Genomic DNA, 12641 nt, shown 5'->3' on the forward strand with positions numbered 1-12641 from the left:
CACCGAGGCGTCGCATTCTTCAGATGGTTCAACCCTTAAGTTAGCGCTTATGGGAGTGATCCCCGCCACTTTTCAGGTGCTCGCATATCTTCAACGCACCCTAATTTTACCCAAGCCTGCCCACGGGCAGGCTTTTGGGGAGGTTAGCGGGTCAGGTCGTCAAAAAACTTCTTCACACCATCAAAGAAGCTCTTTGAGCGCGGGCTGTTGTGCTCACCGGTTGGGCCACCGAAGCTTTCTTGCAGCTCTTGCAGCAGCTGTTTCTGCTTCTCGTTCAGGCCTACCGGTGTTTCGACGACAACGCGGCACAGTAAATCACCCTGTGCGCCACCGCGGACAGACTTGACGCCTTTACCGCGCATACGGAACAGCTTACCAGTCTGGGTTTCGCCAGGCACTTTCAGTTTGACGCGACCATCAAGGGTCGGTACTTCGATTTCGCCACCCAGCGCCGCCATAGCGAAGTTGATCGGGACTTCGCAATACAGGTTGTTGCCTTCACGCTCGAAAATCGGGTGCTGTTTAACCTGAACCTGAACGTACAGATCGCCTGCCGGTGCGCCATGCTCGCCCGCTTCACCTTCGCCCGCAAGACGGATGCGGTCTCCAGTGTCCACCCCTGCCGGGATTTTAACGGACAGCGTTTTGCTGCGCTCAACACGACCATGACCATGACATTTGTTGCACGGATCTTTGATCAGCGTACCGCGGCCCTGACAGTGTGGACAGGTCTGCTGCACGGCAAAGAAACCCTGACGCATCTGCACCTGACCAGAACCATGACAGGTCGGACAGGTCTGCGGCTGTGTACCTGGTTTTGCACCGCTACCGTGGCAAACGTCACACTCTTCCAGAGTCGGAATGCGGATCTCTTTGGTCACGCCACGTACAGCTTCTTCGAGGGTGAGCTCCATGTTATAGCGTAAATCAGCACCGCGCGCCGCACGTTGACGACCACGTCCGCCGCCAAAAATATCGCCGAAAACGTCACCAAAAATATCGCTGAAGTCTGCGCCGCCGCCAAAACCGCCGCCGCCCATACCGCCTTGCTCAAACGCAGCATGACCATACTGATCATATGCCGCACGTTTTTGCGAGTCGGTCAGAACTTCATAAGCTTCCTTGATCTCTTTAAATTTCGCCTCGGCCTCTTTGTCACCCTGGTTACGGTCCGGGTGGTATTTCATGGCCAGGCGTTTGTAGGCCTTTTTGATTTCACGCTCTTCCGCTGTTTTGGAAACGCCTAAAATCTCGTAATAATCTTGCTTAGCCATCTTTTTTAAATTGCCCCTAGATGAATGCACGGGCGGAGAGGAAATTCCCCTTCGCCCGTGTCAGTATAATTACCCGTTTATAGGGCGATTATTTTTTGTCTTTGACTTCTTCAAATTCAGCGTCGACAACATCGTCATCTTTCGCGTTGTTTGCAGAAGCATCAGCACCGGCAGTCTGCTGCTGGGCATGTTGCTGCTGGGCGATTTCCATCAGTTTCTGGGAAACCTGTGCCAGCTCCTGCATTTTCGCTTCGATAGCGGCTTTGTCTTCACCTTTCAGAGCAGTTTCCAGTGCAGTCAGTGCAGACTCGATAGCAGTTTTGTCGTCAGCCGGCAGTTTGTCGCCTGCTTCTTCAACCTGCTTACGGGTGCTGTGCAGCAGATGGTCGCCCTGGTTGCGAGTCTGTACCAGCTCTTCAAACTTACGGTCAGCTTCGGCGTTAGCTTCTGCGTCGCGTACCATTTTCTGGATTTCATCTTCGTTCAGACCAGAAGACGCCTTGATGGTGATCTTCTGCTCTTTACCGCTGTTTTTATCTTTCGCGGAAACGTGCAGGATACCGTCAGCATCGATATCGAAGGTAACTTCGATCTGCGGCATGCCGCGCGGTGCCGGGTTGATACCATCCAGGTTGAACTGACCCAGAGATTTGTTATCAGCCGCACGTTTACGTTCACCCTGCAGCACATGGATGGTTACCGCAGACTGGTTGTCTTCAGCGGTAGAGAACACCTGGCTGTGCTTGGTCGGGATAGTGGTGTTTTTCGCGATCAGCGTCGTCATCACACCGCCCATGGTTTCGATACCCAGAGACAGCGGGGTAACGTCCAGCAGCAGTACGTCTTTCACGTCACCAGTCAGAACACCACCCTGAACAGCAGCACCGATTGCTACAGCTTCGTCCGGGTTAACGTCTTTACGCGGCTCTTTACCAAAGAACTCAGCAACTTTCTTCTGAACCATTGGCATACGAGTCTGACCACCAACGAGGATAACGTCGTCGATATCAGATACGGACAGGCCAGCGTCCTGCAGTGCAACTTTCAGCGGCTCAATGGAACGGTTTACCAGATCTTCAACCAGGCTTTCCAGTTTCGCACGAGTCACTTTGATGTTCATGTGTTTCGGACCGGTCGCATCTGCAGTGATGTACGGCAGGTTAACGTCGGTCTGCTGAGCGGAAGACAGTTCGATTTTCGCTTTTTCTGCCGCTTCTTTCAGGCGCTGCATTGCCAGCGGATCGTTGCGCAGGTCAATGCCCTGATCTTTCTTGAATTCTTCAACCAGGTAGTTGATCAGACGGCTGTCGAAGTCTTCACCACCCAGGTGGGTATCACCGTTGGTAGCCAGAACTTCGAAGGTTTTTTCGCCGTCAACTTCGTCGATTTCGATAATAGAAATATCGAAAGTACCACCACCCAGGTCATAAACCGCGATAGTACGGTTGCCAGTACCTTTGTCCAGACCGTAAGCCAGCGCAGCTGCGGTCGGTTCGTTGATGATACGTTTTACTTCCAGACCAGCGATACGGCCTGCGTCTTTGGTTGCCTGACGCTGAGCATCGTTAAAGTATGCCGGTACGGTGATAACAGCTTCAGTTACCGGTTCACCCAAGTAATCTTCAGCGGTTTTCTTCATTTTTTTCAGCACTTCAGCAGAAATCTGCGGCGGTGCCATTTTCTGGCCTTTAACTTCGACCCATGCGTCGCCGTTATCAGCAGCAATAATTTTGAACGGCATGATGGAAACATCACGCTGTACTTCTTCGTCCTGGAAGCGGCGGCCAATCAGGCGTTTAATCGCAAACAGGGTGTTTTGCGGGTTTGTCACTGCCTGACGTTTAGCCGGCTGACCAACCAGAGTTTCACCATCCTGGGTATAGGCAATGATAGAAGGCGTGGTGCGATCGCCTTCGGCGTTCTCCAGCACGCGAGGAGTGGTGCCATCCATAATCGCTACACAAGAGTTGGTAGTACCCAGGTCGATACCAATTATTTTACCCATCTAAACGTCTCCACTATATATTCGGTCATCATGTGGTTGTGAGTCTGTAATAGGGGCGAAACGTCTGGTTTCAACTGCCCAATTTCATTTTTTTGCAGACTCACTCACTGCGGTTGACTACTAAATGGGGTCGTAACCCACGTCATCAAGGGGGAGATGCAAAAATTTTTTGTGCTTTTGCGCAGAAATTTCGCGATATGGCAGGACAAGACGTAAAATTGACAGCAATTTTATTCATATAAAGAATGAATCGCAGCCAAGGCATTCATCAAAAAATTGTAATAAAAAGAAAAGATTACGTACCTGAATCTTCTCTTTATCAGCAGTAAACTAGTGGGTATTCATCCCTCTACCTCTTCCCACTAAGAGAATCCTTATGAAATCCGTTTTTACGATTTCCGCCAGCCTGGCGATTAGCCTGATGCTGTGCTGCACGGCGCAGGCAAACGACCATAAACTCCTCGGCGTCATTGCAATGCCGCGTAACGAAACCAACGATCTGGCGCTGAAACTTCCTGTTTGTCGCATTGTGAAACGCATACAACTCTCTGCCGACCATGGCGATTTACAGTTAAGCGGTGCATCGGTTTATTTCAAAGCCGCCCGTAGCGCCAGTCAGAGTCTGAATATTCCTTCAGAAATAAAAGAAGGGCAAACCACTGACTGGATCAACATTAACAGTGATAACGACAATAAACGCTGCGTCTCAAAAATCACCTTTTCCGGTCATACGGTGAACTCATCGGATATGGCCACGCTGAAAATTATCGGCGACGACTAACGCCAGAATATAGAAACCACAAAAAATGAATGTTAATTACCTGAATGATTCAGATCTGGATTTTCTTCAGCATTGTAGTGAGGAACAGTTGGCAAATTTCGCCCGATTGCTCACCCATAATGAAAAAGGCAAAACTCGCCTCTCCAGCGTACTGATGCGCAACGAACTGTTTAAATCGATGGAAGGGCATCCCGAGCAACATCGCCGCAACTGGCAGCTGATTGCTGGAGAATTACAGCATTTTGGTGGCGATAGTATCGCCAACAAACTGCGCGGACACGGTAAATTGTATCGGGCCATTTTGCTCGATGTTTCAAAACGATTGAAGCTGAAAGCCGACAAAGAGATGTCTACGTTTGAGATTGAGCAACAGTTACTGGAACAATTTCTGCGTAACACCTGGAAGAATATGGACGAGGAACATAAGCAGGAGTTTCTGCACGCGGTCGATGCCAGGGTGAATGAGCTGGAAGAGCTGCTGCCGCTGCTGATGAAAGACAAATTATTGGCAAAAGGCGTGTCGCATTTGCTTTCCAGCCAACTGACCCGCATTTTACGCACCCACGCAGCAATGAGCGTGCTTGGGCATGGTTTGCTGCGCGGCGCGGGTCTGGGAGGCCCTGTGGGCGCAGCATTAAATGGGGTTAAAGCGGTCAGCGGCAGTGCCTATCGCGTGACAATTCCAGCCGTACTGCAAATCGCCTGCCTGCGCCGGATGGTTAGCGCCACTCAGGTCTGACACCGTAAACCGGGGAAAATTTTCATTTTCCCCTCAAAAGATCGTAGACACTGCCCCACTGGCTGATTATTATGCCGCGCCCTGAAAACACTACAGTTATTCAGGGAAATTATTTCACCATTCATTCGATGATGATTTTTGAGGAATTATGGGCAACACTAAGTTGGCTAATCCGGCACCGCTGGGCCTGATGGGCTTCGGCATGACCACCATTCTGCTTAACCTGCACAACGTGGGTTATTTCGCTCTGGACGGTATTATTCTTGCCATGGGCATTTTCTACGGCGGCATCGCGCAAATTTTTGCCGGTCTGCTGGAGTACAAAAAAGGCAACACTTTCGGTTTAACCGCATTCACCTCTTACGGTTCTTTCTGGCTGACGCTGGTTGCGATTCTGCTGATGCCGAAACTGGGTCTGACCGATGCGCCAAATGCACAGTTCCTTGGTGTCTACCTGGGTCTGTGGGGCGTATTTACGCTGTTTATGTTCTTCGGCACGCTGAAAGGCGCACGCGTTCTGCAATTCGTTTTCTTTAGCCTGACCGTGCTGTTTGCCCTGCTGGCGATCGGTAACATTGCCGGTAACGCCGCAATCATCCACTTTGCCGGCTGGATTGGTCTGATCTGCGGTGCCAGCGCAATCTATCTGGCGATGGGTGAAGTACTGAACGAGCAGTTTGGTCGCACCGTTCTGCCGATTGGTGAATCCCACTAATTGTTTTGAGATCCCCCCGCTCGGGGGGATTTTTTTATTCGCTAACGTCGCGTCTTGCACTCTTCGGTCTGAATGCAGCAACCACTTCTGGTGCCGTTTCAACGTATGGCCCTTCCAGCAACTGAATGCAGTACGGTACGCTGGCAAAAATACCGTGTACCACAACGTTACCCGCAGCGTCCTTCACACCTTCCAGCGTCTCTTTAATAGACTTCGGCTGACCGGGTAAGTTAAGGATCAGCGCCTGTTTGCGAATCACACCAACCTGACGCGAAAGGATCGCAGTTGGTACAAAATGCAGGCTTATCTGGCGCATCTGTTCACCAAAGCCAGGCATCTCGCGGTCCGCTACTGCCAGCGTCGCATCGGGCGTTACGTCACGACGCGCCGGGCCAGTTCCGCCCGTGGTGAGCACCAGATGGCAACTCATTTCATCCACTAGCTCACACAACGTTTGCTCGATGATCGCCTGCTCATCGGGGATTAAGCGGGTTTCCAGTTCAAACGGCGTGGTTAGCGCCGATGTCAGCCATTCTTCCAGCGCAGGGATGCCTTTATCCTGATAAACGCCGCTGGATGCGCGATCAGAGATGGAAACTAAGCCAATACGTAAAGTATTCATCAAGATTTTTCCGTTTAAACAGTCTCGTTAAACAGAATGATACACTGCGAAGGGAGTGACAGACAGGCTTCAGAAGAGGTAGCGTGACCGACTTCCCGGTCACGCTAAGAATGATTACAGCAGATCGCCGATCATTTTTTCCAGTTTTTCCTGGTCAATAGCAAACTTACGGATACCTTCCGCCAGCTTATCTACTGCCATTGGATCCTGGTTGTGCTGCCACAGGAACTCGGACTCAGTGATACGCGCCGGACGCGCTTTCACTTCGCCGGTGTAAGACAGTTTACGTTCGATAGCCCCTTCGCTCTCAGCCAGCTCTTTCAGCAGTGTAGGTGCGATGGTAAGACGGTCGCAGCCTGCCAGTTCCAGAATTTCGCCGATGTTACGGAAGCTTGCGCCCATAACCACGGTTTCATAACCGTGCTCTTTGTAGTACTGGTAGATTTCAGATACAGAAACCACGCCCGGATCTTCTGCCGGAGCGTACTCTTTCTTATCAGTATTCGCTTTGTACCAGTCAAGAATACGGCCAACAAATGGCGAGATCAGGAACACGCCTGCTTCCGCACAAGCACGAGCCTGAGCGAAGGAGAACAGCAGGGTCAGGTTACAGTTGATGCCTTCTTTTTCCAGCTGTTCTGCAGCACGGATACCCTGCCAGGTAGAAGCCAGTTTGATCAGAATACGATCGTTGCTAATACCAGCATCGTTGTAGAGTTTGATCAGGCGTTTTGCTTTCGCAATTGACGCTTCGGTGTCATAGGAAAGACGCGCATCAACTTCAGTTGAGATACGGCCCGGAACCAGTTTCAGGATTTCCAGACCAATATTTACTGCCAGTTTGTCGGTCGCGTCCACGATCTGCTGCGCGCGATCGTTGCTCTGCTGTTTCGCCCAGGCGACAGCATCATCAATCAACTTACGGTATTCCGGAATCTGCGCTGCGTTAAGAATGAGAGAAGGGTTGGTTGTGGCATCCTGCGGTTGATACAGCTTCATTGCCGCGATGTCCCCAGTGTCGGCCACTACGGTGGTGTACTGACGAAGGGAGGTCAATTTGTCCGTCATGATAGTATTTCTCTTTAAACAGCTTGTTAGGGGGATGTAACCGGTCTGCCCTGATGATATCACGACGCAACGTCAGCGCAACCGCCGACAAGACGGTTATCGCCAGGCGAGACTGTTTCGGATTTCTGACACTGCGTTGATATCGCCCGCCATTTTTATACAAAACCTCATGTATGCTACGCAGAAGTTATCAAGTACCTCGTAGCGTATATACTTCTTAAACAATTGGTAACGTTTACACAGGAAAGTCATCGCGACCGGCAATAAGAGGGATATGCATGCCAGATTTTTTCTCCTTTATTAACAGCGTCCTTTGGGGATCGGTAATGATTTACCTGCTCTTCGGCGCAGGTTGTTGGTTCACTTTTCGCACCGGATTTGTGCAGTTTCGCTACATCCGCCAGTTTGGCAAAAGTCTTAAAAATAGCATTCATCCACAGCCAGGCGGTTTAACCTCATTTCAGTCATTGTGTACCAGTCTTGCGGCGCGCGTGGGTAGCGGCAACCTGGCCGGCGTTGCGCTGGCAATTACCGCCGGTGGACCTGGAGCCGTCTTTTGGATGTGGGTTGCCGCGTTTATCGGCATGGCGACCTCGTTTGCCGAATGTTCCCTTGCACAACTTTATAAAGAACGTGACGTCAATGGGCAGTTTCGTGGCGGACCGGCATGGTATATGGCGCGCGGGCTGGGGATGCGCTGGATGGGCGTTCTGTTCGCCGTCTTTTTGCTCATCGCCTACGGCATAATTTTCAGCGGAGTTCAGGCAAACGCAGTTGCCCGAGCCCTGAGTTTTTCTTTTGATTTTCCCCCGCTGGTGACAGGCATTATTCTCGCTGTCTTTGCTCTGCTGGCAATCACTCGCGGTCTTCATGGCGTCGCCCGGCTCATGCAGGGTTTTGTCCCGTTGATGGCGATAATCTGGGTGCTGACCAGCATGGTGATTTGCGTAATAAATATCGGGCAACTTCCCCACGTCATTTGGTCTATTTTTGAGAGTGCTTTTGGCTGGCAGGAAGCGGCAGGCGGCGCGGCGGGATATACCTTAAGCCAGGCGATTACTAACGGTTTTCAGCGCAGTATGTTTTCCAATGAGGCGGGAATGGGTTCGACGCCAAACGCGGCTGCGGCAGCGGCGTCCTGGCCTCCGCATCCGGCAGCGCAAGGAATTGTCCAGATGATTGGCATTTTTATCGACACCCTGGTCATCTGTACGGCAAGCGCCATGCTGATATTACTGGCGGGTAACGGCACAACCTACATGCCGCTGGAAGGTATTCAGCTTATCCAGAAGGCGATGCGGGTGCTAATGGGTTCCTGGGGTGCTGAGTTTGTTACCCTCGTGGTTATTCTGTTTGCCTTCAGCTCCATCGTTGCCAACTACATTTATGCCGAAAACAATCTCTTCTTTTTACGCCTGAACAACCCTAAAGCGATCTGGTGTTTGCGGATCTGCACCTTCGCAACGGTCATCGGCGGCACCTTGCTAAGTCTTCCGCTGATGTGGCAACTGGCAGATATCATAATGGCCTGCATGGCTATTACCAATTTGACCGCCATTTTACTGCTCTCGCCTGTGGTTCATACCATTGCCAGTGATTATCTACGCCAGCGTAAACTCGGCGTGCGCCCGGTGTTTGATCCGTTGCGTCATCCGGATATCGGCCGCCAGCTTTCTCCGGACGCGTGGGATGATGTTTCGCAGGAGTAATCACAACTATCGATCAACTCATTCTCTTTTTTTGCTAAAGTCGGCATAAATTTCCTGCAAGGACTGGATATGCTGATTCTTATTTCACCTGCGAAAACGCTTGATTACCAAAGCCCGTTGACCACCACGCGCTATACGCTGCCGGAGCTGTTAGACAATTCCCAGCAGTTGATCCATGAAGCGCGGAAACTGACGCCTCCGCAGATTAGCACGCTGATGCGCATCAGCGACAAACTGGCGGGTATCAACGCCGCTCGCTTTCATGACTGGCAGCCAGATTTCACGCCGGAGAATGCCCGCCAGGCGATTCTGGCGTTTAAAGGTGATGTCTACACCGGCTTGCAGGCCGAAACTTTCAGCGAAGACAATTTCGATTTTGCCCAACAGCATTTGCGAATGCTTTCCGGCTTGTATGGCGTACTGCGCCCGCTCGATTTAATGCAGCCTTATCGTCTGGAAATGGGGATCCGTCTTGAGAATGCCCGAGGGAAAGATCTGTATCAATTCTGGGGAGATATCATCACCAACAAGCTGAACGAGGCGCTCGCAGCACAAGGCGATAATGTGGTGATTAATCTGGCGTCAGATGAGTATTTTAAATCGGTGAAGCCGAAGAAATTGAATGCCGAGATTATCAAGCCGGTGTTCCTCGATGAGAAGAACGGCAAATTTAAGATCATCAGCTTCTACGCTAAGAAAGCACGCGGTCTGATGAGTCGTTTTATTATTGAAAATCGGCTGACCAAACCAGAGCAACTGACTGGTTTTAATAGCGAAGGTTACTTCTTTGATGAAGCTTCCTCCAGCAATGGAGAACTGGTGTTTAAACGCTACGAGCAGCGTTAAGTTTGCAGTCAATGCCGGATGCGGCGTGAACGCCTTATCCGGCCTACAAAAGCATGCAGATTCAATATATTGCAGAATTCACGTAGGCCTGATAAGACGCGCCAGCGTCGCATCAGGCGCTGAATGCCGGATTGTTACCCGGCATTTGTCATTTAGCGGTGATGTTTGCCTGGACCATGACCGCCGTGATGATCATGATGAGCTTTCTTATGGTGACGCGGCGGTGGCGGCGGTCCGTGTGGGTGCCAGCGATTGCCTCGCCATTCATAATGTTGTTTCCACCAGCCGTGGTCGCGCCAGTGACCTCCATCCCAGTAATAGCCACGATTATCACGATCGCCTATCTGTAATTTTACTGACGGGACTAACGTAATTTCCGCAGCCTGTGCTGCCATGGGAGCGACCAGAACCAGGGAAAGTGCGAGTACGATAGATTGCATCTTTTTCACAGGTTACTCCTTTTATCATTGCCCGTTATGGGTCGATATCCGGAGATTACGCGATGAGAACGGCGGTTGTTATTCTCCGCAATCCTAATCTCTAAGTTACCGCATTTATTGAGAATTTCTCCTTTTTCCCTGTCGTTTTTCTCCATAATTTCTTCATAAAAAAGCCGGGCTGCATAAAAGCAAACCCGGCCTGATTGAGATAATGAATAGATTTTACTGATGATTCATCATCAATTTACGCAACGCAGCAAAATCGGCGGGCAGATTATGTGAAAGCAAGGGTAAATCAGCACGTTCTGCCAGCTCTTTTGGCAGATCCAACGTTTCACCGAGAATCGCTTCCACGCTCTCTTTAAATTTCGCCGGATGCGCGGTGCCGAGGAACAAGCCATATTCGCCTGGATTCAACTGGTCACGCAGCGCACGATACGCTACGGCAGCGTGCGGCTCCGAAGTGTAGCCCAGTTCTTTTAACTCACGCATTGTCTGTTGCGTGGTTTCATCATCCACGGCTGCATAACCCAGCTCTTTCAGTTGCCAGATTTTGCGGCGGAACAACTCTTCCACACGCGGCCAGTTGTTCGGCTGACTCACGTCCATCGCGTTGGATAACGTCGCCTGAGTCGCTTTGGGTGACCACTGACCGTCGTGCAGGAAACGTGGCACGGTATCGTTCACGTTGGTCGCAGCAATAAAACGTTTCACCGGCAGACCGAGTGACTTCGCCAGCAGACCCGCCGTCAAATCGCCGAAGTTTCCGCTTGGCACCGAGACAACCAGCTGGTTGCGCGCTTCCTGCGGCAGCTGCGCAACTGCTTCAAAGTAGTAGCAAATCTGCGCCAGCAAACGGCTGATGTTAATCGAGTTAGCTGAGTTTAACCCCAGCGCCACTTTCAGCTCTTCATCATCAAACGCCTGCTTCACCAGCGCCTGACAGGCATCGAAATCGCCGTCGATGGCAACAGTTTCGATATTGCCGCCCAATGTACAGAACAGTTTTTCTTGCAGTGGACTGATTTTGCCTCGTGGATAGAGGATAACCACTTTCACATTCGGTAAACCGTAGAAAGCATGAGCCACTGCCGCTCCGGTATCACCGGAGGTCGCGGTCAGAATGGTCACTGGCTTATCGCCCGCAATATGGGTCAGCATTTGTGCCATAAAGCGACCGCCGAAATCTTTAAATGCCAGCGTTGGCCCGTGGAACAATTCCAGACAACCGACATCGCTTTCAACATTGGCGACCGGAGCCGGGAAGGCAAACGCCGCGCGCACGCGCTCTTCCAGGATTTCCTGCGGGATTTCATCACCAATAAACGCCGAGAGGATCTTCGCACTGCGGGTGACAAAATCCAGCTTCAGCATCTCATCAATTTCAGTCAGGCTGAATTCCGGCAGGTCGTGCGGAAAAAACAGCCCCTGATTTTTGCCCAACCCCTGGGTTACGGCTTGCGCAAAGCTGACCTGCTCATTGTGATCTTTCAGATTGTAGAGTTTCATTTAGTTTTCCAGTACTCGTGCGCCCGCCGTATCCAGCCGGCAAATATGAACAAAACCTTCCTGATTTTGCAGGTAGTTCTTACCCAACCAGTCGGCAACGCGCTGGGCGGTATCCGGCTTGTCACACAGAGCGAACAAGGTCGGGCCGGAGCCGGAGATACCGCTCGCTACCGCGCCGATTTCCGCAACCGCCTGCCGCGCCTGCCGGAAGCCAGGCAGTAACCGTTCACGGTAGGGTTCAGCGATAACATCTTTCATCAGCTTCGCGGCAAGCTCAGGCTGACGGGAATAGCAGGCGTGAATGAAGCCAGCCAGATGTCGCCCGTGCGCAATGCAATCCTGGCGGCGATACTGCGCCGGTAAAATAGCCCTGGCTTCTGCCGTCGAGACTTTAATCCCCGGATACGCCAGCACCCACAGCCACTCATCAAACCCTGGCACTTGCTGGCTGATGATGTCGTTTTCTTCGATCATCAACTGCATACCACCAAGAAAACACGGTGCCACGTTGTCGTAATGAATGCTGCCGGAGATTCGTCCTTCCAGCTCGCCCATCAAAGCCAGCAAACGAGTGTCATTAAGCGGCTTGCCACAGTGTTCATTCATCGCCATCAGCGCCGCGACCACCGAACAGGCGCTGGAGCCTAAGCCCGAACCGATTGGCATATTCTTTTCCAGAGTCATCGCCACTGGAATTTGCTTGCCAAGCTCCTGGCAAAAACGCTCCCAGCACTGATAAACGATATTTTCCCGTGGTTCTGACGGCAGCTTATCGGCAAAGCGTCCGAGGTTGTTGAGACTGAATGTCTCTGCCGCCTCAACCGTGACTACATCTCCGAGCAATGCACCATCAACGGGTGTCACCGCCGCCCCGAGCACATCAAACCCGACGCTCATATTGGCACTGGAAGCCGGGGCATAAACCTTAACCAT

Annotated in this window: 12 protein-coding genes; 5 read left to right on the forward strand and 7 right to left on the reverse strand. The window is 51.5% G+C overall.

Annotated elements, in window-relative coordinates:
- Positions 1 to 143: 143 nt before the first annotated feature.
- Positions 144 to 1274, reverse strand: coding sequence for a molecular chaperone DnaJ (dnaJ, locus tag ACU8XX_RS20630; RefSeq protein ID WP_001118464.1), 1131 nt, complete (start codon positions 1272 to 1274; stop codon positions 144 to 146).
- A gap of 88 nt (positions 1275 to 1362) precedes the next feature.
- Positions 1363 to 3279 (reverse strand): molecular chaperone DnaK, encoded by a 1917-nt coding sequence (gene dnaK, locus ACU8XX_RS20635; RefSeq protein ID WP_000516135.1) that lies wholly within the window; start codon positions 3277 to 3279, stop codon positions 1363 to 1365.
- A gap of 376 nt (positions 3280 to 3655) precedes the next feature.
- On the opposite strand from dnaK, the gene ACU8XX_RS20640 reads away from it, so the two are divergent.
- The 3 genes from ACU8XX_RS20640 to satP all read left to right on the forward strand — a co-directional run bounded on the left by ACU8XX_RS20640 (position 3656) and on the right by satP (position 5514).
- On the forward strand, positions 3656 to 4060 hold the full coding sequence (locus ACU8XX_RS20640) for a DUF2541 family protein (RefSeq protein WP_000843568.1): 405 nt from the start codon (positions 3656 to 3658) through the stop codon (positions 4058 to 4060).
- Between the two features lie 25 nt (positions 4061 to 4085).
- Positions 4086 to 4799, forward strand: coding sequence for an acidic protein MsyB (gene msyB, locus ACU8XX_RS20645; RefSeq protein ID WP_001102383.1), 714 nt, complete (start codon positions 4086 to 4088; stop codon positions 4797 to 4799).
- 148 nt (positions 4800 to 4947) lie between these two features.
- The gene (satP, locus tag ACU8XX_RS20650) at positions 4948 to 5514 is read left to right on the forward strand and encodes an acetate uptake transporter (protein WP_000528538.1); all 567 of its coding nucleotides are present in this window, start codon (positions 4948 to 4950) and stop codon (positions 5512 to 5514) included.
- A 34-nt stretch (positions 5515 to 5548) separates the two neighbouring features.
- Here the strand turns inward: satP and mog are convergent, their stop codons facing one another.
- The gene (mog, locus tag ACU8XX_RS20655; RefSeq protein WP_001094682.1) at positions 5549 to 6136 is read right to left on the reverse strand and encodes a molybdopterin adenylyltransferase; all 588 of its coding nucleotides are present in this window, start codon (positions 6134 to 6136) and stop codon (positions 5549 to 5551) included.
- Positions 6137 to 6250: 114 nt separating this feature from the next.
- Positions 6251 to 7204, reverse strand: coding sequence for a transaldolase (tal, locus tag ACU8XX_RS20660; RefSeq protein WP_000130189.1), 954 nt, complete (start codon positions 7202 to 7204; stop codon positions 6251 to 6253).
- A gap of 278 nt (positions 7205 to 7482) precedes the next feature.
- Here tal and ACU8XX_RS20665 point away from each other — a divergent pair, with 278 nt between their 5' ends.
- The gene (locus tag ACU8XX_RS20665; protein WP_016232447.1) at positions 7483 to 8913 is read left to right on the forward strand and encodes an alanine/glycine:cation symporter family protein; all 1431 of its coding nucleotides are present in this window, start codon (positions 7483 to 7485) and stop codon (positions 8911 to 8913) included.
- Positions 8914 to 8982: 69 nt separating this feature from the next.
- Complete coding sequence (gene yaaA / locus ACU8XX_RS20670) at positions 8983 to 9759, forward strand: peroxide stress protein YaaA (protein WP_000906210.1); 777 nt, start codon at positions 8983 to 8985, stop codon at positions 9757 to 9759.
- A 152-nt stretch (positions 9760 to 9911) separates the two neighbouring features.
- Here yaaA and ACU8XX_RS20675 read toward each other — a convergent pair whose 3' ends face one another.
- The 3 genes from ACU8XX_RS20675 to thrB all read right to left on the reverse strand — a co-directional run bounded on the left by ACU8XX_RS20675 (position 9912) and on the right by thrB (position 12641).
- Positions 9912 to 10208 carry a DUF2502 domain-containing protein gene (locus ACU8XX_RS20675; protein WP_000738721.1) on the reverse strand — a complete coding sequence of 99 codons (297 nt, stop codon included), beginning with the start codon at positions 10206 to 10208 and terminating at the stop codon, positions 9912 to 9914.
- Positions 10209 to 10421: 213 nt separating this feature from the next.
- Entirely contained in the window at positions 10422 to 11708 is a 1287-nt protein-coding gene (gene thrC / locus ACU8XX_RS20680) for a threonine synthase (protein WP_000781063.1), read from the reverse strand.
- The gene (thrB, locus tag ACU8XX_RS20685) at positions 11709 to 12641 is read right to left on the reverse strand and encodes a homoserine kinase (protein ID WP_000241660.1); all 933 of its coding nucleotides are present in this window, start codon (positions 12639 to 12641) and stop codon (positions 11709 to 11711) included. It lies immediately after the preceding gene.

This window comes from Escherichia sp. MAL-1, from assembly GCF_052948035.1.